The 26,396-nt window shown below is 69.4% G+C and carries 28 protein-coding genes; 12 read left to right on the top strand and 16 right to left on the bottom strand.

All coding sequences use genetic code 11. The annotated features are described in order from the left end of the window. Positions 1-47 precede the first annotated feature (47 nt). Complete coding sequence (locus tag ACFYWJ_RS28280) at positions 48-791, top strand: DUF4191 domain-containing protein (RefSeq protein ID WP_355279190.1); 744 nt, start codon at positions 48-50, stop codon at positions 789-791. A 56-nt stretch (positions 792-847) separates the two neighbouring features. On the opposite strand, the gene ACFYWJ_RS28275 is transcribed toward ACFYWJ_RS28280, so the two are convergent. Beyond that, positions 848-1,231: a YrdB family protein gene (locus ACFYWJ_RS28275; RefSeq protein WP_355279193.1), complete on the bottom strand. Its 384-nt coding sequence runs from the start codon at positions 1,229-1,231 to the stop codon at positions 848-850. A gap of 40 nt (positions 1,232-1,271) precedes the next feature. Further along, positions 1,272-1,727 (bottom strand): RDD family protein, encoded by a 456-nt coding sequence (locus ACFYWJ_RS28270; protein ID WP_355279196.1) that lies wholly within the window; start codon positions 1,725-1,727, stop codon positions 1,272-1,274. Between the two features lie 251 nt (positions 1,728-1,978). Here ACFYWJ_RS28270 and glnA point away from each other — a divergent pair, with 251 nt between their 5' ends. Next, the gene (gene glnA, locus ACFYWJ_RS28265) at positions 1,979-3,415 is read left to right on the top strand and encodes a type I glutamate--ammonia ligase (protein WP_355279198.1); all 1,437 of its coding nucleotides are present in this window, start codon (positions 1,979-1,981) and stop codon (positions 3,413-3,415) included. A 77-nt stretch (positions 3,416-3,492) separates the two neighbouring features. Here glnA and ACFYWJ_RS28260 read toward each other — a convergent pair whose 3' ends face one another. Beyond that, positions 3,493-4,083 (bottom strand): TetR family transcriptional regulator, encoded by a 591-nt coding sequence (locus ACFYWJ_RS28260; RefSeq protein WP_355279200.1) that lies wholly within the window; start codon positions 4,081-4,083, stop codon positions 3,493-3,495. A 71-nt stretch (positions 4,084-4,154) separates the two neighbouring features. On the opposite strand from ACFYWJ_RS28260, the gene ACFYWJ_RS28255 reads away from it, so the two are divergent. Further along, on the top strand, positions 4,155-5,033 hold the full coding sequence (locus ACFYWJ_RS28255) for an SDR family NAD(P)-dependent oxidoreductase (protein WP_355279203.1): 879 nt from the start codon (positions 4,155-4,157) through the stop codon (positions 5,031-5,033). A 48-nt stretch (positions 5,034-5,081) separates the two neighbouring features. Here ACFYWJ_RS28255 and ACFYWJ_RS28250 read toward each other — a convergent pair whose 3' ends face one another. Next, positions 5,082-5,552, bottom strand: a complete 471-nt coding sequence (locus tag ACFYWJ_RS28250; RefSeq protein WP_355279206.1) for a hypothetical protein — start codon at positions 5,550-5,552, stop codon at positions 5,082-5,084. Between the two features lie 109 nt (positions 5,553-5,661). Continuing rightward, positions 5,662-6,288: a TetR/AcrR family transcriptional regulator gene (locus tag ACFYWJ_RS28245; protein WP_355279208.1), complete on the bottom strand. Its 627-nt coding sequence runs from the start codon at positions 6,286-6,288 to the stop codon at positions 5,662-5,664. 108 nt (positions 6,289-6,396) lie between these two features. On the opposite strand from ACFYWJ_RS28245, the gene ACFYWJ_RS28240 reads away from it, so the two are divergent. Together ACFYWJ_RS28240 and ACFYWJ_RS28235 are read left to right on the top strand one after the other, a co-directional pair. Continuing rightward, on the top strand, positions 6,397-7,197 hold the full coding sequence (locus ACFYWJ_RS28240; RefSeq protein WP_355279209.1) for a thioesterase family protein: 801 nt from the start codon (positions 6,397-6,399) through the stop codon (positions 7,195-7,197). A gap of 59 nt (positions 7,198-7,256) precedes the next feature. Then, positions 7,257-8,909 (top strand): CocE/NonD family hydrolase, encoded by a 1,653-nt coding sequence (locus ACFYWJ_RS28235; RefSeq protein WP_355279211.1) that lies wholly within the window; start codon positions 7,257-7,259, stop codon positions 8,907-8,909. 8 nt (positions 8,910-8,917) lie between these two features. On the opposite strand, the gene ACFYWJ_RS28230 is transcribed toward ACFYWJ_RS28235, so the two are convergent. Further along, positions 8,918-9,853: a nitronate monooxygenase gene (locus tag ACFYWJ_RS28230; protein WP_355279286.1), complete on the bottom strand. Its 936-nt coding sequence runs from the start codon at positions 9,851-9,853 to the stop codon at positions 8,918-8,920. Positions 9,854-10,024: 171 nt separating this feature from the next. Between ACFYWJ_RS28230 and ACFYWJ_RS28225 the strand changes: the two genes are divergently transcribed. Beyond that, positions 10,025-10,321: a hypothetical protein gene (locus tag ACFYWJ_RS28225; protein WP_355279213.1), complete on the top strand. Its 297-nt coding sequence runs from the start codon at positions 10,025-10,027 to the stop codon at positions 10,319-10,321. Here ACFYWJ_RS28225 and ACFYWJ_RS28220 read toward each other — a convergent pair. After that, a complete protein-coding gene (locus tag ACFYWJ_RS28220; protein WP_355279215.1) occupies positions 10,254-10,835 on the bottom strand; it encodes a helix-turn-helix domain-containing protein in 582 nt (193 codons plus the stop codon). The two genes, ACFYWJ_RS28225 and ACFYWJ_RS28220, sit on opposite strands and share 68 nt — an antisense overlap. A 100-nt stretch (positions 10,836-10,935) precedes the next feature. Between ACFYWJ_RS28220 and ACFYWJ_RS28215 the strand changes: the two genes are divergently transcribed. Further along, positions 10,936-11,592 (top strand): methyltransferase domain-containing protein, encoded by a 657-nt coding sequence (locus ACFYWJ_RS28215; RefSeq protein WP_355279216.1) that lies wholly within the window; start codon positions 10,936-10,938, stop codon positions 11,590-11,592. 62 nt (positions 11,593-11,654) lie between these two features. Further along, a complete protein-coding gene (locus ACFYWJ_RS28210) occupies positions 11,655-12,296 on the top strand; it encodes an HD domain-containing protein (RefSeq protein ID WP_355279217.1) in 642 nt (213 codons plus the stop codon). Positions 12,297-12,531: 235 nt separating this feature from the next. Here the strand turns inward: ACFYWJ_RS28210 and ACFYWJ_RS28205 are convergent, their stop codons facing one another. The 6 genes from ACFYWJ_RS28205 to ACFYWJ_RS28180 form a co-directional block, all read right to left on the bottom strand. Next, complete coding sequence (locus ACFYWJ_RS28205) at positions 12,532-13,257, bottom strand: copper homeostasis protein CutC (RefSeq protein WP_355279219.1); 726 nt, start codon at positions 13,255-13,257, stop codon at positions 12,532-12,534. A 1-nt stretch (position 13,258) separates the two neighbouring features. After that, the gene (nagB, locus tag ACFYWJ_RS28200) at positions 13,259-14,038 is read right to left on the bottom strand and encodes a glucosamine-6-phosphate deaminase (protein ID WP_355279222.1); all 780 of its coding nucleotides are present in this window, start codon (positions 14,036-14,038) and stop codon (positions 13,259-13,261) included. Further along, a complete protein-coding gene (locus tag ACFYWJ_RS28195; RefSeq protein WP_355279225.1) occupies positions 14,038-15,210 on the bottom strand; it encodes an amidohydrolase family protein in 1,173 nt (390 codons plus the stop codon). The genes nagB and ACFYWJ_RS28195 overlap by 1 nt, the downstream gene beginning before the upstream one ends. A 160-nt stretch (positions 15,211-15,370) precedes the next feature. Then, the gene (gene ptsP / locus ACFYWJ_RS28190; RefSeq protein WP_355279228.1) at positions 15,371-17,035 is read right to left on the bottom strand and encodes a phosphoenolpyruvate--protein phosphotransferase; all 1,665 of its coding nucleotides are present in this window, start codon (positions 17,033-17,035) and stop codon (positions 15,371-15,373) included. Then, positions 17,035-17,295, bottom strand: a complete 261-nt coding sequence (locus ACFYWJ_RS28185) for an HPr family phosphocarrier protein (RefSeq protein ID WP_355279231.1) — start codon at positions 17,293-17,295, stop codon at positions 17,035-17,037. Before ACFYWJ_RS28185 ends, ptsP begins: the two co-directional genes overlap by 1 nt. Before the next feature lie 4 nt (positions 17,296-17,299). Beyond that, complete coding sequence (locus ACFYWJ_RS28180) at positions 17,300-18,646, bottom strand: PTS transporter subunit EIIC (RefSeq protein WP_355279233.1); 1,347 nt, start codon at positions 18,644-18,646, stop codon at positions 17,300-17,302. A 227-nt stretch (positions 18,647-18,873) separates the two neighbouring features. Here ACFYWJ_RS28180 and ACFYWJ_RS28175 point away from each other — a divergent pair, with 227 nt between their 5' ends. The 3 genes from ACFYWJ_RS28175 to ACFYWJ_RS28165 all read left to right on the top strand — a co-directional run bounded on the left by ACFYWJ_RS28175 (position 18,874) and on the right by ACFYWJ_RS28165 (position 20,826). Continuing rightward, positions 18,874-19,104, top strand: a complete 231-nt coding sequence (locus tag ACFYWJ_RS28175; protein ID WP_355279234.1) for a PTS glucose/sucrose transporter subunit IIB — start codon at positions 18,874-18,876, stop codon at positions 19,102-19,104. Then, positions 19,101-19,556 carry a PTS glucose transporter subunit IIA gene (locus ACFYWJ_RS28170; RefSeq protein WP_355279237.1) on the top strand — a complete coding sequence of 152 codons (456 nt, stop codon included), beginning with the start codon at positions 19,101-19,103 and terminating at the stop codon, positions 19,554-19,556. Before ACFYWJ_RS28175 ends, ACFYWJ_RS28170 begins: the two co-directional genes overlap by 4 nt. A gap of 214 nt (positions 19,557-19,770) precedes the next feature. Further along, the gene (locus ACFYWJ_RS28165) at positions 19,771-20,826 is read left to right on the top strand and encodes a class I SAM-dependent methyltransferase (protein WP_355279239.1); all 1,056 of its coding nucleotides are present in this window, start codon (positions 19,771-19,773) and stop codon (positions 20,824-20,826) included. Here ACFYWJ_RS28165 and ACFYWJ_RS28160 read toward each other — a convergent pair. Both ACFYWJ_RS28160 and ACFYWJ_RS28155 read right to left on the bottom strand, forming a co-directional pair. Beyond that, a complete protein-coding gene (locus ACFYWJ_RS28160) occupies positions 20,808-24,125 on the bottom strand; it encodes a DEAD/DEAH box helicase (RefSeq protein ID WP_387163100.1) in 3,318 nt (1,105 codons plus the stop codon). The two genes, ACFYWJ_RS28165 and ACFYWJ_RS28160, sit on opposite strands and share 19 nt — an antisense overlap. Before the next feature lie 93 nt (positions 24,126-24,218). Beyond that, complete coding sequence (locus ACFYWJ_RS28155) at positions 24,219-24,413, bottom strand: hypothetical protein (protein WP_355279243.1); 195 nt, start codon at positions 24,411-24,413, stop codon at positions 24,219-24,221. Positions 24,414-24,627: 214 nt separating this feature from the next. On the opposite strand from ACFYWJ_RS28155, the gene ACFYWJ_RS28150 reads away from it, so the two are divergent. After that, complete coding sequence (locus ACFYWJ_RS28150; RefSeq protein WP_355279245.1) at positions 24,628-25,230, top strand: hypothetical protein; 603 nt, start codon at positions 24,628-24,630, stop codon at positions 25,228-25,230. Between the two features lie 67 nt (positions 25,231-25,297). Here ACFYWJ_RS28150 and ACFYWJ_RS28145 read toward each other — a convergent pair whose 3' ends face one another. Beyond that, on the bottom strand, positions 25,298-25,879 hold the full coding sequence (locus tag ACFYWJ_RS28145; protein WP_355279248.1) for an ElyC/SanA/YdcF family protein: 582 nt from the start codon (positions 25,877-25,879) through the stop codon (positions 25,298-25,300). Between the last annotated feature and the right edge of the window lie 517 nt (positions 25,880-26,396).

The raw sequence follows: 26,396 nt of genomic DNA, 5'->3' as shown, positions 1-26,396 counted from the left end.
CGTCATGCGGTCCGACGGCCCCGCGGGGGGCCATCTAAGCTGAGACCATGGCAGGAGGCAAGGGCGGCAAGCCGTCGAAGGAAGCCAAGGCCGCGGCTAAAGCGGCCCGTAAGCAGGCATCACGCGAACGGCGTCAGCAGTTGTGGCAGGCGTTCAACATGCAGCGCAAGGAAGACAAGGCGCTGCTGCCGCTGATGATCGGCGCACTCGTCGGCACCGCGGTGGTCTTCTTCCTCGTCGGTCTGATCTTCGACATGCAGTGGTTCCTGCTGCCGCTGGGTCTGCTGCTCGGTGTGCTGTTCGCGTTCATCATCTTCGGACGTCGCGTGCAGAAGAACGTCTACCGCAAGGCCGAGGGCCAGGCGGGCGCGGCGGCGTGGGTGCTGGAGAACCTGCAGGGCAAGTGGCGGGTCGCCAACGGCGTCGCGGCCACCACCCAGCTCGACGCGGTGCACCGCGTCATCGGTCTGCCGGGCGTGGTCTTCGTCGCCGAGGGCTCCCCGCAGCGGGTGAAGTCGCTCATCGCGCAGGAGAAGAAGCGCACCGCCCGCCTCATCGGTGACACCCCCATCTACGAAGTGATCGTCGGCAACGACGAGGGCCAGACCCCGCTCAAGGATCTGCAGAAGTTCCTCACCAAGCTGCCGCGCAATATCGACGTCAAGCGGATCGACCAGATCGAGGGCAGGCTGACCGCGCTGAGTTCGCGCAGCGGCCCGGCGATGCCGAAGGGCCCGATGCCCCCCGGCGCCAAGATGAAGGGCATGCAGCGCGCGATCCGTCGTCGCTGAGCCCGCCTACCACCACGAGCCCGGCACCTGATCGCAGGTGCCGGGCTCGTGTCATGTCAGGAGTTCGGCGCCCGTCCGGTGAGCAGCCACAGGATCCGGTCGTAGGCCAGCAGGTGGTAGCCGACCAGCACCGCCGTCGAGATCAGCGCGAGCCGGGGCAGTCCAGCGCCCCACAGCGCCGCGGCGCCACCGAAGAGCACGGCGACCTCGACCAGCAACCGGACCGGGCCCGAGACGGGCACCGGCGCGCCGCCACTGCGGCTCGGATCATCGGCGACGGCGAACGTGCCCCACAGCAGCGCGGCCGCGATCGGCAGCACGACGACGAGCAGATATCGCCAGGGCGAGTCGAAGGCCCGCCAGCCGAACACCCCGAACGAGGTGATGGCGACGAGCTCGAGCAGGAAACGCACGGCCAGCAGGGCCGGATTCAGTGACACGGCCACAGCGTAAAGGCCGCCCCCGGCCCGCCGCGACGGGTCAGCGCGCGTTGACCAGGGCCGTGCCCGTGGCGCGATCGTGCATGCCGCGCCCGTCGGCGTCGGTGAACAGCGCCGGGATGACGAACACCAGCAGCACCTGCCGTGCCAGCGCCCGCACGAACCCGACCGCCACCGGGGCGTCGATCCGCAGCACGCGCAGCTTCAGGAAGTACTGGCCGGGGGTGAACCCGAACAGCGTCACCGCGGCGACGCCGATCACGAACCACACCAGCAGCGGCATCGAGGAGGAGGCGAAGCTGCGGGTGATCACGGCGGCGATGCCGACCGCGATGAACCAGTCGACGAACAGCGCGACGACCCGGCGCCAGGTCGGGGCGAGCGAGCCGGCGCCCGCGCGTGGCAGCCCGTACAGCTCGCCGGGGTAGCCGGATGTTTCCGGGTCGCCCGGTTCCGCCGGATTGCCGGAAAGCCATGTGCCGGTGATACGCGCCATGGGTCCCAGGATAGTGGCCGGCTATCGCCCGCTCACGACCGCATTAGTGGAGGTCACGTCACCGCGCGGCGGAGCGGATGGCAGGATTACGATGCAGGTCGCGCCCGGATGGCAGACATCACCAGATATCCGGCACGCGTAACACTGGCGAAACACAGCCTTGACTGTAGGGAAACACCGCGTCCATAGCGTCAGCTGGCGACGAACCCATGCATCGCGACTGGCTGGGAACCGATCCGTAAGGAGAACAAGTGACGTTCAGCACGGCCGAAGAGGTCATCCAGTACATCAAGGAAGAGGACATCGAATACGTCGATATCCGCTTCTCCGACCTTCCCGGCGTCCAGCAGCACTTCTCGATCCCGGCCAAGGCGTTCACCGCCGACCTGGCCGAAGAGGGTCTGGCGTTCGACGGCTCCTCGGTGCGTGGCTTCCAGTCGATCGACGAGTCGGACATGCTCCTGCTCCCCGACTTCAGCACCGCGCGGATCGACCCCTTCCGTGCCGCGAAGACCCTGAACCTGAACTTCTTCGTGCACGACCCGTTCACCCGTGAGGCCTACTCCCGCGACCCGCGCAACATCGCGCGCAAGGCGGAGGAGTACCTGCGTTCGACCGGCATCGCCGACACCGCCTACTTCGGTGCCGAGGCCGAGTTCTACATCTTCGACGGCATCCGCTACGGCTCGGGCATGAACGGCTCGTTCTACGAGATCGAGTCGGTCTCGGGCTCGTGGAACACCGGCAACGAGTTCAACCCGGACGGCAGCCGCAACCTGGGCTACAAGGTCCGCAACAAGGGTGGCTACTTCCCCGTCGCCCCGTACGACCACTACGTCGACCTGCGCGACAAGATCTCGACCAACCTGCAGAACGCGGGCTTCGAGCTGGAGCGCGGCCACCACGAGGTCGGCACCGCCGGTCAGGCCGAGATCAACTACAAGTTCGGCACGCTGCTCTCCGCCGCGGACGACCTGCAGCTGTTCAAGTACATCGTGAAGAACACCGCGTGGCAGGAAGGCAAGTCTGTCACCTTCATGCCGAAGCCCCTCTTCGGTGACAACGGCTCGGGCATGCACGTGCACCAGTCGCTGTGGAAGGACGGCAAGCCGCTGTTCCACGACGAGGCCGGCTACGGTGGCCTCTCGGATCTGGCGCGTCACTACATCGGCGGCATCCTGCACCACGCCCCGTCGCTGCTGGCGTTCACCAACCCGACCGTCAACTCCTACCACCGTCTGGTGCCGGGCTACGAGGCCCCCATCAACCTGGTGTACTCGCAGCGCAACCGCTCGGCTGCCGTGCGTATCCCGGTGACGGGCAACAACCCGAAGGCCAAGCGCATCGAGTTCCGCGCGCCGGACTCCTCGGGCAACCCGTACCTGGCCTTCGCCGCCATGATGATGGCCGGCCTGGACGGCATCAAGAACAAGATCGAGCCGCTGGCTCCGGTCGACAAGGACCTCTACGAGCTGCCGCCCGAGGAGGCCAAGAACATCCCGCAGGCCCCCACCAGCCTGGCCACGGTCATCGACCGCCTCGAGCAGGATCACGACTACCTCACCGAGGGCAACGTCTTCACCGAGGACCTGATCGAGACCTGGATCCAGATCAAGCGCGAGAGCGAAATCGCGCCGGTCAACCTGCGCCCGCACCCGTACGAGTTCGAGCTGTACTACGACGTGTAAGTCGTACCAGCCGATTCGTCGGTAGCAGTGCCTGAATCGCCCGTCCACGGATTCCGTGGGCGGGCGATTCGCGTTCACTAGGTGCCGAGCGACGGCAGCGTCTCGGACAGGGCCGCGCGGGCGGCGGCGACGTGATCGGCGAGGTCGCCGCCCTTGCTGAGCCACACCCGATAGGCGGAGAAGAAACAGGCCATGCCGATCTTCGCCCACAGCGATGGGCGGACATCGGTGCCGACCGCGACGCCGAGCTGGCGGGCCAGGTGGTGTTCGACGAGGTGCTCGACGGCGGCCTGTTTGGCGAGATCGCGGGCCCGTAGGGCCGGAGAGCTCGCGATCAGCGCGTCGCGGGTACGGGCCTTGACAAGATTTTCGCTGCCGAATCGGCCGACCAGGGGGGCGATGACAACGGCGAGCGTGGTCTCGGGGCGTTCGCCCGCGGGGCGTTCGGCGAGCAGCCGGGTCAGGTCGGCGCGCAGTTCCTCGTCCTCGGGAAAGACCAGCTCTTCCTTGCTGGTGAAGTAGCGATGCAGGGTCCTGGTACCGACTTCGGCGGCGGCCGCGATCTCGGCGACGGTGACATCGTCGAATCCCCGTTCGGCGAAGAGCGTGAACGCCGTGTCGACGATGGATTGCCTGGTCCGTTCCCGTTTGAGATCCCGCAGCGACATCGGAACAGTGTCGCACGACAGTGCCATGTGGCAGACTGTGCCATATGGCATCAGGTGACAGAACGATCGTGGTGACCGGTGGCACCAGCGGCCTCGGCTACGAATGCGCCCGCACGCTCGCGCTGGACCCGCGCAATCACGTCGTGATCACCGGCCGCGACGGCGCCCGCACGCGCGCATCGGCAGCGGCCATCAACGCGCACGGGCGGCCGCTCGATTTATCCTCGCGTGCATCGGTTCTCGCGTTCGCGACCGACCTCGTGGCGGCCGACCTGCCGCCGCTGCGCGGCCTCGTCTGCAATGCCGGCCTGCAATTCACCAGCCGCGTGCTCACCGCCGACGGCATGGAAGCGACCTTCGCCATCAACCACCTCGGCCACGTCGGCCTCATTCGCGAACTGGTCGACTACTTGGTCGCCCCGGCGCGGATCGTCCTGGTGTCGTCGGGGACGCACGATCCCGATCAGTTCACCGGCATGCCGCACCCGCTCCACGCGACCGCCCGCGAACTCGCCTACCCGCCCGAGTCCGCCGAATCGCCCCAGCGTGATGCCCGGCGTCGGTATTCGACATCGAAGCTGGCGAACCTGCAAACGGCCTACTACCTCGCCCGCGAACTCGCGCCGCGTGGCATCACTGTCAACGCCTACGACCCTGGCCTCATGCCGGGCACCGGATTGGCCAGAGACGCAGGCGTTTTCCAGCGCGCGGCCTGGCGAACCATCGCTCGAACGCTGCTCGTGCTACCCGGTGTGCGAACCCCGCGCGGGTCCGGTGCCGATCTCGCGTGGTTGGTCGCGGCGCCCGAGCGCGCGGGCGACACCGGCGAATATCTGGTGGGTCGCAGGCCGGTTCGGTCGTCGAAGGTGTCCTACGACGAGGAGCTACAGGCGGCCCTGTACCGCGACAGCATCGAGCTACTCGACGAGTTGGACGCCAGGACGGCCTGACTCACGCACGCTCAGCGCGCTGAGCCGTTCGACACCGCCTGTTGGGAACTAGGGCGCGGCGAGCTTCGAGTGGATGGCGGCGACGAAGGCGGTCGCGTCGGGGTGGGGGCCGGGCCCCAGGTTGAAATGGCTGTGGTCGGCCCAGGAGCCGAGCATGGTGGCGTCGGAGCGGTCCGGGGGTTGGAGGGCGGCGCGTTCGAGGGTGAAGATCCGCACGTTCTCGGACTCGTCGGGCAGGACGACGGCGACGAAATGCGCTTCCGCGGGGGCTGCCGGTGTCGGGAGCTGGACCAGCAGGAGCCGGAACCCTTCGCCGTCGAGGCGGCGGCCGCTGATGTCGTCGCAGGGCAGCCGATCGTCGGGGGCGAGCTGCTCACCGACGGTGTCCCACAGGTACTTCAGCTGTTCGGTGTAGCCGAACGGCGGTTCGTCGGTGACCATGCGCGCGCCGAGCCGCTGCGCTAGATCGGGCAGGACCCGATGGGCGAATTGATAGTGATGGGTTCTCGGCTCAGCCACAGTGGGTCCCTCCCGTGCCGAGCGAGAATTCCCCGCTCGTGCCCGAGAAACTACCCCTTCGCTCCGACACCTGACCCGCGGGTCCGTGCAGTGCCCGATCTGCGAGGTTTCAGGCCCGGACGAACAGGCGCAGCGACTCCTCGACCACGGCATCGCGGGTCCGCCCGTCCGGGTCGGCCTCGGGGCGGAGCCAGATCGAGGCGTGGTTGAGGATGCCGTGCAGGCAGTGCAGCGCGACCGACGGGTCGGGGCAATCGAATTCACCAGACGCGATGCCCGCGTCGACGACCTCGCGGAAGATCCGGTCGTGCCGCCTGCGCATGGTCTTGATCGACTCGGTGTGCTCGGCGGGCCACGGCGCCGGGAACGAGAAGAGTTTCCCCACTTCGGGATACAGCGCCGTGAGGACCCGCAGCTGCTCGGCGACGAGCGCGCGCAGTCGATCGGCGGCGGGTCGATCCGCCGCCGCGTCGAGCGCGGCGCCCAGGTGGGTCAGGACATCGGAGGTCAGCTTCTCCAGTGCGGCGGAGACCAGCGCGTCCTTGCTCGGAAAGTAGTGGTAGAGGGTCGCTTTCGCGATATCGGAGCGCTCGGCGACGTCCTCGAACCGCATCCCCTGATAGCCGCTGCTCGACAGGATCTGCAACGCGGCATCGATCATCTCCGCCTTGCGGCGATCGCGGCGTCTGGCCGCGCGCCCGGCGGGCGCGACGCTCTCGTCCGCCATCGAAGTCATCGGCCGATCATATCGGGCGCCGTCGGCGGGCCCGTGACGCTGTGAAGTCGACCACAAGGATGGCAAATCGACTGGCAAGATGAAAATTCGACCCGTAGGTTGAGTTTTGTGACGGAGACGATCGCCCCCAGCTACTTCCAGCGCGTCGGCACGCACCGCTTCGTGCCCACCGCCAACGCGGGTGGCGCCTGGGCCCGCGACGAACAGCACTTCAGCCCCGTCGGCGGGCTGATCGTGCACGAGATCCTGCGCACGCGAGCGCGCGAACAACGCCCCGCGCTGGCGCTGAGCCGGATCAGCTTCGACATTCTCGGCCGCATCGGCTTCGAGGAGTTCGACATCGAGGTCCGCACGGTCCGGCCCGGCCGCACGATCGAACTGGTCGAGGCCACGGTCGTCATCGCCGGTCGCGATGTCGTGAGCGCCCGCGCCTGGCTGCTGAGCGATCAGGACACCGACAGCGTCGCCGGTGGCGAACCCGATCGGCTGCCCGCCCCGGACACGCTGTCCTCGTGGCCGCTGAGCTCGGTCTGGCCCGGCGGTTACATCGCCACCGTCGACACCCGCCCCGTCGGGCTCCCGCAGCCGGGGCGCACCGCCGCGTGGATCCATTCGGCGGTGGAACTGGTGTCCGGCGAATCGAGCGAGCCTCTGGCGTCGTTCATCGCGCTGGTCGACACTGCCAACGGCATCGCGGTCCGCCAGGAGCCGACCAAGTGGATGTTCCCCAATGTCGACCTGACGATCCACCTGTATCGGCAGCCCGAGGGCGAGTGGACCGGCCTCGACACCAGCGTCACCTTCGGCCACACCGGTCAGGGCCTGACCAGCACCGTGCTGCACGACGTCCGCGGACCGGTCGGCGTGGCCCAGCAGATCCTCACCGTCCGCCCGCAACCCCAGCCCTAGTCCGCGGCCCCCGGATCTCGGGGCTGGACTCGCACGACGCGACCGGCCATAGTCCATCCGTGCGATGGGGTGTGATGGTGGCGCGGGTCGCCGCCGGTGTGGCGTTGGTGCTGGGAATGGCGGCGCCGGTGTCGGCCGAGTCGGTGAATGTGGCGTTCCAGTGGACGCAGGAGTACCTGACCGCCCCCGACGGCACCCGCCTGCACGCCGATATCCTGCGGCCGCAGGGCCTGGCCGACGACGTGCGCACCCCGGTGCTGCTGACGGTCAGCCCATACCGCGCGCACCTCGCCTACCTCACCCAACCGCGCCCCGAGGGCGGCCCGTCGACCGACAATCTGCCGGTCGAATGGGCGCTGAAGGCCGGCTACACCTATGTGATCGTGGATCTGCGCGGCTACGGCGGCTCCAACGGCTGCCCGGATTTCGGTGGCCCGGGGGAGCAGTCCGACGTGGCCGCCGCCGTCGAATGGGCGGCGAGCAAGCCGTGGTCGACGGGCCGCGTCGGCGTCGTCGGCACCTCCTACGAGGGCTGGACCGGCATGCTCGCGCTGGCCGCGAAACCGAAGGGCCTGGCCGCCGTCGCGGCGTTCGAACCGGTCGTCGATCCGTACACCTACCTGTACATGCAGGGCATCTCGTGGAAGTTCGGCGGAAAACCGCTGACCGAGGACGGACTTCGCCCCGCCGACCTCGCCGGCCCCGAACACCTCGCCATCGCCCACACCCCCGGCCGCTGGGACGACTCACCCGAATACCAGGCCAACGCCGTCGCATTGACCAAGGAATGCACGGACAACTACCTCGCCCTCACCACCGACCACAACGCCGCCAACCCGGGCTGGCGCGACCGCGACCTCGTCGACGACCTGCGCGGCAACACCACCCCGCTGTTCCTCGGCCAGAGCTTCCTCGACTCCAACACCCGCGCCGACCGCGTCCTGGACGCCTGGCAGGCGATGGGCCCCGGCGAGCACCGGGCCTGGTTCGGCCAGTGGGGACACTCCGACTGCCGCAGCCGCTGCGGTACCCCGCATTTCACCGACGAACTGGCCGCGTTCCTGGACCGGCACGTCGCCGGGGCCGCCGTCGAGGTACCCGGCCCGCCGGTCACAGTCGGCCAGTTCGACGGCGGCTGGCGCGGCGAGACCGTCTGGCCGCCGGTCGATTCCGAGCGCGTGACCGTCGACCTGCGCACCGGCACCTTCACTGATCGCGGCCTGCTCCCCGGCCCCGACCGCGAGATCTGGTCGATCTCGGCACCCGTCACCGACGCACTGCACCTGGCGGGCCGGGCGACAGCGACCGTGAACCTGTCCGGACCGCCGGAAGCGACCGTCGCCCTGGAGCTCTACGACATCGCCCCCGACGGCCGCGCCACCGTGCTCACCCGCGGCATCGCCCCGGTCCGCCCGGAAGCCGCGATCCGCCTGCTCTGGCAGGACGCTCGCCTGGCCGCCGGCCATCGCCTCGGCATCCGGATCACCGACGTGGTCGACGACGTCTGGTCACACACCCCGGCCAACGCGGCGGTCACGGTGACCTCGGCCCGCCTGGAACTCCCGCTGCTCACCACCGCCCGCGCAACGAATCTGCCCGGCGGCGTACCGATCTGGCACGCCCGCTGGCGCACCGAGGAGACGATCCAGCTCGATCAGAGCCTGCTGACCGACCCCGCCCGCGCCGTCGACCTACGCAATCCTGTCCGCTGAGCCGCGCCTCAGCGGCGCAATAACGTCGCCGCGTCCCGGCACAGCCTGTCGACGATCGCGGCCGCGGGCTCGATGTGGGTGATCAGCCCGACGCCCTGTCCCGCGTCGACCGGGGCGATGGTCGCGTCGTCGGCGGCGATGGCCGTGCGCAGCAGGTCGGCGTCGGGCCGCGCTTCGTCGGGTTCCGGGCCCGACCACGGATCGGTGAAGTCGTTGCGCAGCACGCGCGCGGGATAGATCGGCGGCCACGGCAGGTCGAGGGTTTCGTCGAACGCCGTCGTTACCACCGTGTGCGTCGAATCGGCCGCGAGCATCGCCCGGCGCGCGTTCTCGGGCAGCAGGGATTCCTCCGCTGCGGCCAGCGATGTCCCCAGCCAGGCTCCGGAAGCGCCCGCCGCCAGCACCGCGGCCAGCGTGCGCCCGGAACCGATCCCGCCCGCCGCGAGTACCGGCACCGTCGCGGTATCCAGGACCGCGTCGAGCAGCGGCAGCAGCGCGAGCCGGTCGGCCCCGTGACCGCCGCCTTCGCACCCGCGCGCGACCAGCACATCGATCCCGGCCTCCTGCGCGCGATGCGCCCCCGGCACGTCGTAGACCTGCGTGATAGCGAGAATTCCCGCGTCCTGCACCACCGGCACCCACGAGAAATCGGAACCGAAGCTGATCGACAGGGCCCGCGGCCCGGCGGCGATCGCGGCGTCGAGGAGTCCGCTCTCGCGCTGTCGCACCCAGTCGACCAGCCCGATCCCGAACACCGCGTCCCCGGCGAGCGCGAGCTCGCGCTCCAGCGCGGCCACGGATCCGGCGCTGCCCATCCCGATCATGCCGAGCCCGCCCGCCGCGGTCACCGCCGCCGCGAGCCGCCCGCCCGCCGCCCCGCCCATCGGCGCGTTCACCACCGGCACGCGCAGGCCGAGCGAACGCGACCACGGTGTCGCCAGGATGTCGAGCTCAGGTGCGGTGGTCATGGGCGCAACACCTCTCGTCGTGGCTGGGCCCACCCATCATGCCAAGCCCACCCACGGTCTCGGGCGATCTGCTCGCGAACGGCGGGGCAGCCCACCTCCCGGCGCGTATGTTCGACAGCAGTGCCGCGACGACCGACGGGGATTCGGATGACGATCAGGGAACGGCTCGAGCAGGCGGTCACCACGCCGCCGACCATCTTCGGCGACCCGGTGCCCGCCGCCGACGGCGCGACCGTGATCACCGTCGCGCGCGGTGGCGGGTTCGGCAGGCCCGCGCGGCCGGTCGGCGTGTTCGTCATCCACGACGGCCGCGCGCACTGGACACCCGCCGTCGACACCAACCGGATCGCTCAGCTCGGCGAATGGGTCGGCCTGCTCACGGGCGTGATCGCGGCGCTGGCGCTGCTGCGCCGGCCGCCGTGGCCCGACCTGCGTCGCCGCTGAGCCCGTACAGCGCCAGCGTTTCGAAGCGCTGCCACGCGGTCGCGGGCGGCACCGGGTCGCCCGGGTCGATCACGGAGCCGAGGAAGCCGAGCAGTCCCCAGGACAGGAACGCGACGGTGTCGCCAGGCAGCTCCGCGACGAGTTCGCCGATCAGCTCGGCCACGCACTGCCGATAGGCGTGCAGCACGGTCGTGGTCGCCTTCGGCCCGATCAGCGGCTTGTAGACCTCCGGATATTGCGCGGCGAGCGCGAACATCACCCGCAGCGGCGCGAGCGGGGAGCCGGGCACGGTGGTGCGGGTGATCTCGCGGCGCAGGTACTCGGTGCAGCTGACCAGCAGCAGGTCGTCCTTGTCGCGATAGTGCGCGTAGAAGGTGGAGCGCCCGACATCGGCGCGCTCGATGACGTCGCTGACCGTCACCCGGTCGTAGCCGCGCTCGATCATCAGCTCGATCAGCGCGCGGTGCAGGTTGTCCCTGGTCCGGCGGACCCGTCGATCGGTGTGCTCGGCCATCGTTCCTCCACGGGACGGTTTCGCCGGATGTGTCCGGAAACGGACAGATCCGGCGGTTCTGGTCCTGGTCGCCGCCGTGGCCGCGCCCGACCATGGACCTATGTCAAGGAATCAGCTTCTCACCCCCATGTTCGTCGAGGACAGCGACACCGGCATCGTCATCGCGGGCCTGCGCCGCTACAACCTGTTCACCACGGTGTTCTTCCTCGGCAGGCAGCGCCGGCTGCTCGCCGAGTTCGTCGCGGCCGCCGGGATCGCACCAGGACAGCGCACGCTCGATATCGGCTGCGGGCCGGGCAAACTCGTGCGCGCCTCGGGCGTCGCGACCGGACCTTCCGGCGCGGCCGTCGGGGTCGACCCGTCCGCGATCGCCGTCGACGACAATCGCCGCCGTGATCGCGCGGCGCACCACCGCTACGAGCAGGCACCCGCCCAGGAACTCCCCTTCGATGACGGCGAATTCGACGTCGTCACCTGCACTTTCGTCATGCACCACATTCCCGAGCAGCACCGCACGGCCGCCATCGCCGAGATGTGGCGGGTCCTGCGCCCCGGCGGCCGGTTGCTGCTGGCCGACGCGTCGCTCACCCCGCGAGCGCGCCGACTGCTCGCGCCCTTCTTCGGCGGCGGCAACCCCTTCGCCGACGCCGACATCCGCCACTACACCGATCAGCTGCGCGCGACCGGTTTCACCGAGCTCGACTTCACCCAGAGCAAGTACCAGACCGGCATCCTTACCGCCCGGAAGCCGCGCTGATTGTCGGTGGCCTCGGCTAGGGTCGATCTCGTCACGATCCGAATCGAGCACGGGGGTGCGGTATGGAGTTCGATCAGCGGGAATCCGAGGCGCGGGCGTTCGCCCTCGAGTCCCACGGCGACCAACGCTACGGCGACCATCCCTACGTGAAGCACCTGGCGGCGGTCCGGGCCGTGCTAGACGACTTCGGCTACGACGGCGCGGTCGGCACCGCCGCCTGGCTGCACGACGTCATCGAGGACACCCCGGTCACCGCCGAGGACGTCGAATCCCGTTTCGGCCGTGAGGTTCTCGACCTGGTCTGGGCCGTCACCGGCGTCGGCCCGAACCGCAAGGCCCGCAACCTCGATGCCTACACCAAGATCGCCGCCCACCCGCCCGCCGTCATCCTCAAGCTCGCCGACCGCACCGCCAACGCCGAGGCCAGCCCACCCGACAGCAGCTGGATGGGCATGTACCGCACCGAACACCCCACCTTCAAAGCCCACCTGGGTGCCCTGCTCGCGGGCGACCCGACAGTGGCCCGCATGTGGGAACGCCTCGAACGCCGACTCGACCTGTCGGTCGCCGCTCCCACCGATCAGTGGGCCGAGATCGATCGCCTGGTCGCGGCGGGGGAGCACGCCCAAGCGCTCTCAGCGGTCCAGGCGGCGTTCGACTGCAACCCCGGCGAAGCGGAACTCATTCTCGCCGAACGTTCTTGAACGTATCTCTCGCGGAGATGAGGGTTGCGAGCGCGTCGTCCAGCGCTCGTGATCAAGCCCGTCACCACCGGGTCCGCCGTAGTCGCGGCGTCGCTGGCGGCTGATCCAACGGCCGCCTCGACCGTTGATCGGCTGTCGACTCCCGAGTGCCGCTCACTATCACCGGATCGGCGAGCGAGATCCGTGCTGTGGCCGCCACCGTCACCGTCTTCATCGTGGCCGATCCCGCCGCTGATCAGCTGGTCGTCGCGGCGCGAAGCTGTGCCGCGACCGCTGCGGCGAGTTCATCGTCCAGTTGCTCGTGGTGGGCGGTGCCGCCGCCCGGCCCGCCGTCATCGGCGACCATGCGGCGAGCGGAGAGGTGGATCGCGTCGACGCCGAGGTGGTGCAGCGCGGGGATGTCGGCCGGGGTAACGCCACCACCGGCCATGATCTGGAGTCGGCCCGCTGCCTGGTCGACCATGGAGGCCAGTTCGTCGAGGCCGTCCGAGCAGCGAGCCGCGCCGCCGGAAGTGAGGACTCTGGTCATGCCCTGGTCGATCAATGTCTCGATCGCCGCCGCCCGGTCGGCGATCTGATCGATGGCTCGATGAAAGGTGAGTTCGATGTCGTCGACCGGAACCCCGTCGAGTACCCGCACCAGCGCGTCGACGTCGACCCGATGGTCCGGGGTGAGCGCGCCGACGACGAGCCCGGCAACCCCGGCCGACACCGCCGCTTTCGCATCGGCGTTCATCACCGCGATCTCGTCGGCGTCGGCATACACGAAACCGCCCGCGCGACAACGAATGAGCGCGTGTACCGGCATCCCGGTTGACACCACCGCCTCGATCATCCCGATACTCGGGGTCAGCCCACCCGTACTGCCCAGCGCCGCACACAGTTCCACCCGATCCGCGCCGACCCGGCGGGCGCCGATCGCGCCCGCCACATCCTGTACCGCGAACTCGAGCGCGGTCATCTCAGAACGACTGCCAGGAGGGCTTGTTCGCCAGCGCGTACCGGTAGTAGTCGGCCAGTTTCAGCTTGCTCGCGGCGGCTTCGTCGATCACCACGGTGACGTGCCGATGCCACTGCATGACCGAGGCCGGGCAGAACGCGGAGAGCGGGCCTTCCGCCGCGGCGGCGATGGCGTCGGCCTTGCCCGCGCCGAGGGCGATCATCACCAGATGACCGGCCTCGCCGATGGTGCCGAGCCCCTGGGTGAGCACGTGGTGCGGCACGTCCTGCGGTCCGTCGAAGAAGCGGGCGTTGTCTTGCCGGGTCTGCTCGGTGAGCGTCTTCACCCTGGTACGCGAGGTGAGCGCCGAGCCGGGCTCGTTGAAGCCGATGTGCCCGTCGGTGCCGATGCCGAGCAACTGCACGTCGACCCCGCCGGCCGCGGCGATGGCGGCGTCGTAGCGCCTGCCCTCGCCCGCGATGTCACCCGCTTCACCGTTGGGGCTCAGCACCCGCGCCGGATCGAGATTCACGTGGTCGACGAACTCGGAGCGGATCACCGAGAAGTACGACTGCGGATGCTCTTTCGGCAGCCCGACGTACTCGTCGAGCAGGAACGCGCTCGCCGTCGAGAAGTCGATCGCGCCGTCGCGATACCGCCGCGCCAGCTCCTGGTAGCTGCCCAGCGGCGACGACCCGGTGGCCAGACCGAGGATCGCGTTGCCGCGCTCCACATAGCCGCCGACGATATCGGCGACCGTGGTGGCCACCTCGTGCTCGTCCGCCCGGATCACGATTTCCATCAGATTCCTTCCGTTCCGGCGAGGAACACCCGCCGCGGCTGCAATGACTGGTCGGTGACGAGCAGGTCGGCCCGCAGGCCGACGGCGAGAACGCCGCGGTCGTCGAGACCGAGAACCCGTGCGGGCGTGCGGGTGGCGGCGGTGACGGCGTTGACCAGCGGGACCCCCGCGTTCCGCACGGTCCAGCGCAACACCTCGAGCAATCGCGCGGTCCCACCCGCGATCGCCCCCGGCGTGCCGTCCTCGGTGGCGAGCCGGGCGACCCCATCGCGCACGCGCACATCGAGCGCGCCCAGTTGATAGTCACCGTCACCGAGACCGGCCGCCGCCATCGCATCGGACACCAGCGCGATCTGCTCGGGCCCCACGGTGTCGAACACCATCGCCACGGTCTCGGGCGCCAGATGTACACCGTCGGCGATCAATTCGAGCACCATGTCCCCTCGACCGGCGGCGGCCAGGCAGGCGCCGACCGGCCCGGGGGAGCGGTGGTGCAGGGCGGGCATACCGTTGAACAGGTGCGTCGCGGTGATCGGCCCACCGGCCGCGTCCGCGATCCGCGCCGCCGTGGTGGCGGCGTCGGCATCGGTGTGTCCGAGACTCGGCAGCACACCGTGGTGGCGCATGGCGGCGAGCAGCTCCGGGAAGTGCGCGGTCTCCGGCGCCAGGGTCATGGACCGGACCGTGCCCCGCGACGCCGCGTAGATCTGCTCGAACAGCGCGGGATCACCGGGGATGATCGCTGCGGGATCCTGTGCACCACACCGGCATGCGTTGATGAACGGCCCTTCCAAATGGACCCCGAGCAGCACGCCGTCATCCACGAGATCGGCGAGCAGCTCCGCCTGCCGAATCAACACCTCCGGCTGCGCGGACACGAGACTCCCGAGCAACCCGGTCGTGCCCTGAGCACGATGATTTGCCGCCGCGACCCGCGCACCCGCCCCATCGGCATTGGGGAATCCGAACCCACCACCACCGTGGCAGTGCATGTCGATCAGCCCCGGCAGCACCAGCTCGTCACTCGCCGACGGAAGCTGCTCAGCCGCAGGATAACCCGCTGCCGCACCCACCCAGGAGATGCGCCCGTCCGTGAATTCGACCACCCCATCGGCGATCTCATCGGTGGGCGTTCCCACGAGCCGCCCACGCACGACACCCCGTGCGGTCACCACGTCGCCCCTTGTCTGAGGCCGGTTGCGCGCGTCGGCTGTTGCCCGGGGTCGGTCGCACGCCGCGCGGTGGCAGCAGTGTCACCCACGAACGAACCCAGCACGCACCCACCGTGCAACGGCCCGACCACCCGCCGGACCGCCCACACCCTCCTCCGACTCATGCCCGCCCGACGATCGCCGCGACCGCCTCACGCGCCACCTGCGGATTCCTCGCCGCACACGCCGCATCGGCAGCGTCCCGGCACGTCTCGATATCCACCGCCGACAACGCCGCCCGCACCCCGGGCAACGCGGGCACCGACATCGACAGACTCGTCACCCCGAGTCCGACCAGCACCGGCGCCAACGTCGGATCCGACGCCGCCTCACCACACACCCCGACCGGCTTCCCGGCCGCCGTCCCCGCCGCACCGACCATCGCGATCAGATCGAGCACCGCGGGCTGCCACGGATCGAGCAGATGCGCGAGCCCACCCGCCATCCGATCGACCGCGCACGTGTACTGGCTCAGATCGTTGGTCCCGATGCTGACGAAGTCCAGATGCGCCAGCAGATCGGCCGCCCGCAATGCCGCCGCCGGGATCTCGATCATCGCCCCGACCTTGCGCAGCCCCGATTCCCGTGCGAGCGCGGCGAATCCGGCGGCCTCGTCGGCGGTGGCGACCATCGGCGCCATCACCCACAGATCCGCCCCGGTGGCCTCGCCCGCCCTGGCCAGCGCGGTGAGCTGGGCGGCCAGGGTATCAGGGAACACCGTCCCGATCCGCAGCCCGCGCACACCCAGCGCCGGGTTCTCCTCGGTCCCGAGATCGAGGAACGGCAGCGGCTTGTCCGAACCGGCATCGAGCGTGCGGACCACGACCTTGCGCCCGGCGAACTGTTCGAGAACCGTGGTGTACGAAGCGATCTGCTCGTCCAGACTCGGCGCGGTCGCCTTGCCGAGATACATGAACTCGGTGCGGAACAGCCCGACACCTTCGCTGTCGACCGGTCCCGCCTTCTCGGCATCGTCGACGGTGCCGATGTTCACCAGGATCTGCACCGGCGTCCCGTCGGCGGTGTGCCCCGGTCCACTGGCCGCCGCCAGCCGTGCCGCGTCGGCGGCGGCCTGCTCGATCGCGGCCTGCTGCCGCAGCGGACTCGGATCGATCACGACATCACCGGTGCTGCCGTCCAATAGGACCGGCGCGTCCTCGACCAGCCGATCGGTGTCGGGACAGTTCACCACCGCGGGCAGCCCCAGCGACTTCGCGAGAATCGCGGTGTGACTGGTCGGCCCACCCTCGGTGGTCAGCAGCCCGACCACATCGCTGTCACCGAGCATCGCGGTATCGGCGGGCGCGAGATCACGGGCGACCAGGACGAACGGATACCCCGGCTCGGGAATGCCCGGCATCGGTTCGCCGAGCAGCACCGCGACGGTGCGCCCGCCGATATCGCGCAGGTCGGTCGCGCGCTCGGCCATGTACCCGCCGAGCGCCTCGAGCTTGGCGCAGAATCCCTCGAACGCCAGGTGCACCGCGTGCGCGGTCGGCATCCCGTCGGCCAGCTGCTTCTCGGTGGCGGCGACGATGCCCGGGTCGCGGGCCATCGTCGCCGACATCGACAGGATCTCCGCCGCGACGCCGCTCACCCGACCGGCCCTGGCCTGCATCTCGTCGGCCACCCCGCCGAGCGCCGCCTTGACCCGGACCATCTCGTCCTCGACCGAGCCGCCGACCGCGTCCTGCGCCGAAGTCGCCAGCTGCGAACCGAACCGCAACCACGGCGCGACGACCACACCGGGACTCACGCCGAGGCCGCGGATCACCTGTTCGCCCATCAGGCGGCGTCCAGATCCGAGGCCACCAGCGCGGCCAGGCTGTCCAGCACGGCGTCGTCGTCGGCGTGCAGGGTCACCTCGGTGCCGTGGCCCGCGCCCAGGGTCATCACCGCGAGGACGCTGGCCGCGTCGACCGGTTCGCCGTCTCCGATGGAGATCCGGACCGGCACGCCGGTGGCCTGCACGGCCTGGGTGAATTTCGCTGCGGGCCGGGCATGCAGCCCCACCTGGGATCCGACGACGACTGTGCGGGTGGTCATGTCCTCACTCACCTTCCAATTTCTTGTCCAGCTTCGATTCGACTTCGGCGACCAGCGGCGCGTCGGTCCGAGTATCGCCGGTCGCCTCGAGCGCAGCCTCGGCTTCGACCGCGGCGACATCGGGCACGCCGGCCTCGACATCGGTCTCCTCCTCGCGACCGGGCGTGCGCAGGTTCCACTTCTTGATCACGAAACTGAAGAGCACGTAGTAGATCACCGCGTAGCCCAGGCCGATCGGGATCAGCAGCCACGCGTCGGTGGCCTTGCCGAAGTTCAGCAGATAGTCGATCGCGCCCGCCGAGAACGTGAATCCGTCGTGGATGCCCAGCGCGTTCACCAGCGCCATCGAGGTGCCGGTCAGGATCGCGTGCACCACGTACAGCGGCCACGCCACGAACATGAACGAGAACTCCAGCGGCTCGGTGATGCCGGTGACGAACGCGGTCAGACCGGTGGAGAGCATGATGCCGCCGACCAGCTTCTTCTGCGAGGGCCGCGCGTTGTGCCAGATCGCCAGCGCCGCGGCGGGCAGCGCGAACATCATGATCGGGAAGAAGCCGGTCATGAAGGTGCCCGCGGTCGGGTCGCCGGCGAAGAACCGGTTGAGGTCGCCGCGCACGAGCTGGCCGGAGGCGTCGGTGTAGTCGCCGACGAGGAACCACACGGTCGAGTTCAGGATGTGGTGCAGGCCGGTCGGGATGAGCAGGCGGTTGGCCGCGCCGTAGATACCGCCGCCGACGACGGTGTTGTCGGCGACCGTCTCACCCACCCAGGTGAGCGCGGAGTTGAAGGCCGGATAGATGAACGCCATGCCGACGCCGACCACCAGGCCGGTGATCGCGGTGAGGATCGGCACCAGCCGCCGACCGTTGAAGAAGCCGAGGAAGTCCGGCAGTTTCGTGCGATAGAACCGCTGCCACAGGATCGCCGACAGCAGGCCCATCACGATGCCGCCGAGCACGCCGTAGTTGATCAGCGCCTGCGCGCCCTTCGGATCGGTCTTGCCTTCCAGCACGATCGGTGACATCGCCTTGAACACGCCGTCGATCACCATGTAGCCGACCACAGCGGCCAGCGCGGTCGACCCGTCGGCCTTCTTCGCCCAGCCGATCGCGATGCCGACGGCGAAGATCAGCGGCAACCACGTGAAGACCGCTTGACCGGCCGCCGAGATGACCGCCGCCGTGCTCTCCAGCGCGGAGAACCGGCCGAGCAGATCGTCCTGCCCGAGGCGCAACAGGATGCCCGCCGCGGGGAGCACCGCGATCGGCAGCATGAGGCTGCGACCCAGGCGCTGCAAACCCGCGAACACCTTCGATTCTTGCTTGGGACTGTCGGTAACGGCAGACATGTCGACCTTCTTCGTGCCGGGTTCCCGGCGGTCTCGGCGAGCCGAACGGACTTGCGAGTCTGTCCGGGTTAACTGTTGTGAACCGGTGACCCTGACGGGTACTGTCCGGTCATAACCAGTTGTAAGTTTGACCAGGTGGATGCCGGATGTCAACCGCGAAATATGACGTGGCGCACATTCGAGGCTCCCATACTGGAACCGGCAACCACCGCGGAAAGGGAGAACACATGTCCAAAGCGGAAGCGATCGTCAAGGGTCTGGGTGGCGCGGACAACATCGTCGAGATCGAGGCCTGCATCACCCGGTTGCGCACCGAGGTGAAGGACGGCAGCAAGGTCGACGAAGCCGCCCTCAAGGCCGCTGGCGCGCACGGCGTCCTCAAGGCGGGCACGGTCGTCCAGGTCGTCGTCGGGCCCGAAGCCGACACCCTCGCCGAGGACATCGAGGACATCCTGTGAGCGTGCCCATCCTCGCTCCGCTCGCTGGCAAGGTCATCCCCCTCGCCGACGTCCCCGACCCGGTCTTCGCCGGTCAGATCGTCGGCTCGGGCGTCGCCATCGACCCCGACCGCACCCGCGGCACCCTCACGGTCACCGCCCCCCTCGCGGGCAAGATCCTCAAACTCCACCCGCACGCCTTCGTCATCCTGGGCAGCGGCGTCGGCGTCCTGGTCCACCTGGGCATCGACACCGTGAAACTCAAAGGCGAAGGCTTCGGCCTCCTGGCCGCCGAAGGCGACGACGTCGAGGCAGGCGCCCCGATCGTCACCTTCGACCCCACCGAGATCGCCGCCACCGGCAACTCCCCGATCTGCCCGATCGTCGTCATGGACTCCCCGAAGGACTCGATCACCAGCGCCGCCATCGGCACCGACGTCGCCCCCGGCACCCTGCTGTTCGATTCGCCGTAACCGACCCGGCTGACGCGCAGCAACCGCACCGGACCGCCCGCGCGTCAGCTGGTCTCGCAGCCGATCCCGTCGTTGTCACTGTCGAGCCCGTATTCGTCCGGCCCGATCACCCGAACCCGTCCCGGGTACGACTCCGAATGAACCGCGTGGCGCGCGACCACGTACTTCGCTACAGCGGGCCGACCGGTCCGCGATCGAGCCAGGGAGGATCGACGTGACCGCAGCAGAGCAGACCAGTGAGCAGTTCGCCGACCGGCTGTTCGGCGCGGCACTCGGCGCCGTCGACATCCTCGCGGTGCACCTCGGCGACCGGCTCGGCTGGTATCGCGCGTTGGCCGAGCACGGCCCCGCCGACGCCGTCGAACTGACCGCGCGCGCCGGCGGCGACCTGCGCTACGCCAGGGAATGGCTCGAGCAGCAGGCCGCGACCGGTGTGCTGACCGTCGACGACGGCCGGTTCACCCTCCCGGCCGGTCCCGCGGAAGTCCTCACCGACCCCACCAGCCTGAACTACCTCGCGCCCCTGGCCAGGATGCTGGCGGGCGCCGCGGTCCAGCTGCCCGGCCTGGTTCGCGCCTATCGCGACGGCGGCGGCGTCGGCTGGTCCGAATACGGCGTGGACATGCGCGAATCACAGTCCGACATGAATCGCCCCTGGTTCGAACACCGTCTCGCCGTCGACCTGGCCAGCGTGCCCGACATACACGCGAAACTCGCGGGCCAGGACGCCCGCGCCGCCGATGTCGGCTCCGGCGGCGGCTGGTCGTCCATCGCGCTGGCCCGCGCCTACCCGGAACTGCGGGTCGACGGCTACGACATCGACGAACCCTCGGTCGCGATGGCCCGTGACAATGCCGCCGACCTCGGCGACCGCGTCCGCTTCCACCACGGCGACGCCGCCACCGACCTGCCCGAAGCCACCTTCGACGCGGTGTTCGCCTTCGAATGCCTGCACGACATGCCCCACCCCGTCGAGATCCTCACCGCCATGCGCAAGGCACTGCGCCCCGGCGGCGTCGTGATCGTCATGGACGAAGCCGTCGACGCCGAATTCACCGCACCGGCAAGCGATGTCGACCGCCTGATGTACGGCTTCAGCCTGCTGATCTGCCTGCCCGACGGCATGGCCCACCCCGGCTCGGCGGGCACCGGCACCGTCATGCGCACCGCGAAACTGGCCGAGTACGCCGTGGACGCGGGCTTCTCCGCCGTCGACGTCCTCCCGATCGAGGACTTCGGTTTCTGGCGTTTCTACCGGCTGACCGTCTGACGTGCCGGCTCGTCCTGCACCGCCCACTGCGCGGCCAGCTCCTCGAAATACCGCTGGCTGCTCCACAACCGGTAGTTGCCGATCACATACACCCGCCGCCGCGCCCGCGACACCGCGGCATTGAGCACATTCGGATTCGTCGCCGCCCACCGCCGCGACCCACCGGCGGCGGGCGAGGTCCCGAGGATCAGCACCACGACCTCGGCCGAATTCCCGTGCATCGCATGAACAGTCCCCACCTGGTGCGCCGCGAACTCCGCCCCGAGCACCTCCCGCGCGATCTCCCGCGCCCCGCGCGCGACATCCCGGAACGGACTGACCACCCGAATATCCCCGGGCGACACACCGTCCTCGGTCAGCTGAGCCAGCAACTCGGCCAGCGCCTCACCCTCACCGGGAATCCAATTCCCTTCCGCCCGCGCCGATCGCACATCGATCCACCGATCCTGACCGGGGAACTCCGCCCGCTCCGGCGTACCGAAGATCAGCAGATCGTCGTCGTAGGCGATTCGATGCGTCAGCTCGAAAATCGGCAGATCACTGCGCCGATGCACCCGCAACGGCGCACCGACCCACACCGGTTCGGCGGCATCGGCCGGCGTCAGCCATGTCCCGTGCCGCACGCCGCGATCGGCCGCCCGCCGCGCCGACGCCAGGTCCGGCATCCACTCCGCGTCGAGCCCGAACTGCCGCACCAGCGCCTCCTGCGCCGAGGTCGGCAACGTCTCCATCGGCCCCAGCTGACGATGATCACCCACGATCACCGCCCGCCGCGCCCGCCACAGCCCACCGGCCACCGACTGCGGCGCGGCCTGCCCGGCATCGTCGACGAACAACCAGCCCAGCGCCTCCCGCCCGAGCCCCTCGAACAATCGCGGCGCGGCCGTGAACGTCGTGACCACCAGCGGCACCGCCAGGAACAGCGTCTGCCACGCCGCGGCCACGGTTTCCGGCTTCGGCTCCTCGGCCAGCTCACCTCGGATCAGCGCGATCGCCACGATCAGGTTGTCGCGCACCCGCGGCGCCGCGTCGAGCAGGAACGCCCGGTGCAGCCGCAATGCCGACAGGAACAGCTCCCGCCGCGCGGTCGAATACTGCTCGTCGGCCCACGGATTGCACAGCTGGAACCGCTCGTCGTCCCCGGACGCATCACCGAACGGGATGGTGTCGGCCCAGTTCTCCCGCGCCCGCTCGATGATCTCCAGCGCCGCCTCGCGCCGCGCGGTCAGTTCCCGATGCGCTTGGATCAGCGCGCGCCCGTGCTCGGCCGCCTCCGCCCACTGCCCCCGCGTGTACTCGACCTCGGTCTGCCGCCGCCGCATCTCCGACTCGGCGATATGCCGCTCGCGCAGCAACTCGTTGCTCCGGGTACTCCAGCGCCGACCCGCGCTGAACCCGGTCGACGCCGACGCCGCGAACCCCGGCTTCTGCCCACCGTGCTCCCCGAGCAACTTGCCGACCCGATGCTGGGTGGCCTGCGCCGCCCGCAGATGCTCGGTCGCCAGCTGATGCCGTTCCCGCCAATGCGCGTGCGCGGTATCAGCATTGGCGATATCCGCGGCGATCGACCGCAGCTGCTCGTGCATCCCGGGCAGCTCGGCCACCGCGTCGGCGACGTCCTGTCGCTCCTGCGCGAGCCTGCGCACCTCGGCGCGCCGACTCGCGAAATCCTGCACCGCCGTCGACCAGTCCGGGATCGAATCCGGATCGGCCTCGGCCTGTTTGAGAATGTCGAGCATGCCGCCCGCGGTCGAGCCGGAGAACCGTTCGGTGGCGAATCGGTCGCCGAACCAGAACCGCTCCCCGAAGGTTCGCCGCTCCGCGCCGAGCGCCGCGGCGACCAAACCCCACGCGGGCTCGTCGCCGACGAGGTCGGCCAGCTCGGTGAAATGGTCGAATTCGCGATCGATGGCGTCTCGTCGCTGGATCTCGGTGACGACGTCGGCCGCGGCCTCCTCGCTCCCCGTCGTCAGCACCACCTCGAACCCCGTGACATTCGATGCCAGCCGATGCGCGCCCACCGTGTAGTTCTTCGCGACCTGCACCTGCTCGGTGACCCCGGTGAACACTTCTAGGGGATTGTCGAACGAGGCCAGCTGCGCGGCCCGCTCCACCACGATCCCCGCCAGCAGATCGCGCAGCATCGTCGTCGTGCCGGTCCCCGGCGCGCCGTGCACCGCGAAAATCCCCGCGCCGTCCCGCAATCCGGCCATCGCGCTGTCGACCGCGAACTGCTGACCCGACACCAGCGGGTCGCCCGGCCAGCGTCCGTCCGGAACGAGATGGGGGAGCAGCCCTTCGACGACCACGTCCTGGCGCTCCCGCACATCGATGCGCTCGTGCACCGGCAGTGTCTCGGTGGCCGCGAGGTAGTCCTGCAACGCCGCGCCGACATCGCCGCGCTCGATCGCCGCCGCCAGCGTGGCGAGGTCCGCGCGCAGACCACTGTTCAGCCGATCCTCGCCGGCGACCGTGTCGCGCGCCGCGACCTGCACACACGCGACACGCACTCCACCCGCGCGCAATTCCGACCGAATCCCCAGCGCCCCACACAGTTCGCCGGTGAACGTCTGGAGGTCCCGCCCGCTGAGGTGCGGCGCTTCGGCCGGCTCCTCCGGGTCCTGGGGTAGGAGCCGCTCGGCGAAGGCCAGCGCGGACATCCCGGCGAGCCCGGGGGAGATGACCCCGTCCGCGCCCGCCGCGATCAGCGAAGCGCCGACACCCCGCCCCGCCACATCCAGCGCCCGCCACCGGGGCGAGTGCTGAATCTCTTCGGGATCGGCGGCCGCGGCTTCGCGCGTCAACGTATCGAAGGCCGCCGTGAACGCGGCCGAATCATGATCGAACCCCTCGGCCCACCCACTGTCCGTCGGCCCGGGCGACCGCAACCGATTCACCGCCCAGGCCAACCCAGACAGGCTCGCCGAACCACCGACGACCACCCCGTCCTCGGTCAACGTCACCGCGAAAGCGGCCGTGGTCCCGGCACGCCGGGCATCGGCTTCGAGCCGGTCCTCCCCGAACGCCCGGACCAGCGCTTCTCGCGCACGCCCGATCCCGAACAGCCCGCCGTACACCACGAACTGCCACACCCGCCCCGCCCGCAGCGGCGGAAGCGCGGCCAGGTCTTCCCACGGCGCGAGATCGTCGGCCGCCGGCTCGACCACGAGTCCGTCCTCGGCCAGCGCCCCGACCTCCGGAACGCGCTGCGGACCGAACAACTCCACGGTCTGCCAGAAACGTACGAGCCGCGCGGCGTGCTCGGATCCGCCCACGATGCACCCCATTCCGTCGGCCATCATGACAACCCCGATCACGGTACGCGATCGCGATTCCCCGAGCACGGCACCCCGATGGTCCCGCCGCGCGTGGCGAGACCATCGGCGCAGGTCCTACAGCCGCGGCAGGCACCCCGCGGCCCGCAGCCGCGCCGCCAGCGACGAGTTCACCAGCGCACTCGACCCACTCCCGCCACCCAGCGCGACGAGCACATCCCCACCCAGCCCGGCACCCACCGAACACCCCAGCACCGACACATCGATATAGATGTTCTCCTTCTGCTCCGGCTCCGCGGCAGCCGAACCCACCCCCACGACTGTGGCGGCCGCAACAGCCAACCCGACCGCTACCGCCTTGACGATTCGCACAATGTCCTCCTGAAAAGCGCTGATCAGCGCGATGATCGGAATCGGTCCGCACACCTCCCGGACCGACCGACAGGGTTGACCGATCTTTCGCCGAGGAAACGTCGCCCCCGAAATTCCATTGCCACCCCTTCCTCACCTACCGCACGCTGACCAGATGAACGACCTCGACAGCTCCGCCGACCGCTTCGCAGTGGGCGAGCTCTACCCCGAGGATCTGCCGATGGCCGCTGCCGAGGCACTGGCCCAGGGCCACGACACTCCCGCGCTGGTGGAACTCGCCTGCCTCCACCGGTCCGAGACCGGCGAGGCGCCTGCCCTGTTCCGGACCGCGCTGGCAGAGCTGGGGCTCGTCGCGGACACCGAGGCGGCCTGGTCCGCGCGCGATGTCGATGTACGGATGCGTCGGGCCGAAAAGGCCGCGAACGCCCTACTCGCGGGCGAGGGAATCCTCGTCGAGCACGTGAACCGGATTGCGTCCGACCTCGACTACCTCTCGGTTACGCCCGAAGTCGGGAGTCCTGAGCTGGCTGATCTGGCTGCCGATTTCGATGGATTCCGCTGGCACCTCGACGACGACACCATCGACCAGGACCTGCTTCTCGACGACATTCACGCGAGGTGCCGGACTCTGTCGGCAGGCCAGCCTTGGGTTCGGCCGGTCGCTGCCACACCCACGCCGACCAAGCCGACGTGGTGGCGGGTGTGGTTCCGGGGGCGTCGTCGAAGCCTCCGCCACGATGCCCGCATGGGTAGGTAGGAGTCTGCCGCCCTTCCGAACACCTCGGCTGCTACTCCGGGGACCTATCGGGTCCGATCGAGAACCCTCAGCGCAGCACCATCTCCGCGACAGCCTTGGGCGCGGCCAGCCACTCCCTGACGTTGTTACGCACCTCGGTACTCCGCCGGCAATCGCAATACGCGACCACCCCGTCGGCCTCGATCCCCGCCGCCCGGCACAACGCCACCGCCCGCGGCAGATGCTGAAACTGACTGACGATGATCGCCCGCTCGACCCCGAACATCGACCGCGCCCGCTCACACGTCTCCCGCGTCGACAGTCCCTCCCCATCGGCCTGCACGATCGACGGATCGATCCCGCGCTCGAGCAGATACCGCGTCATCGAGGCGATCTCGTCCCCCGACGCTCCACCGGCGTCACCCGACAACAGGATGTCCCCAGCTTTCCCCGCTGCCACCAACTCGATGGCCACATCGAGCCGACCCCGGAGATAGGCCATCGGCGTCCCGTCTTCCGCGACCTTCGCCCCGGGCACGATCACCACGGGAACGATCGGCGCTCCCGCCACATCACTGCGATGCCCCGACGACAGCGCCCAGGTAGCCATATTCGCCGCGGCCGTCACCACCGCCACGCCACTGGCGACGACGGCACCGACGCCCACCACCCGCCGAACCCACCGTCGCCTCGCGTTCCGCTCCGCCATCGCAGACCCTCCCGTGCCCTCGGCTTGTCCGCGCCACGGTACCGGCCGTCGACCTAACGGCGCGGCAATCGGATTCGCCACGGACACACGCCGCCGTACACCCCGTGTTTCGCCCGATCCGCCTATGTCGCGCCGGTGCGAACACGCGAAACAACCCCTGACTAGGGAATTTGACATTGCAATTGTCGACACGTAACTTTATTCAAGTCAGAGCGACACGGACACCGACCCGGTACCGAGTACCAGGGAAACGAGGTTGGACGATGAGCGCCGACAACAACAAGTAAGACAGCTCACTTAGCCCGGATTTGCGTCCGGGCACTTGCGTGGGCTAAGTTTGAACCCTGCCTCGCTGAAGCCCCTGCAAAATGTTGTGGGTAGAAGCTTGTGCGTGTGTTCTTTGAGAACTCAATAGTGTGTCGATGAATGTCAGTGCCAATATTATTATTGGTTCCGGCCTCTCATACCCCCCGGTTGA

Origin of the sequence: Nocardia sp. NPDC003269, assembly GCF_042888005.1 — a bacterium.
Lineage (GTDB): Bacteria > Actinomycetota > Actinomycetes > Mycobacteriales > Mycobacteriaceae > Nocardia.
The sequence above is the reverse complement of the archived record's forward strand: the minus strand, read 5'-3'. Positions and strand labels throughout refer to the sequence as shown.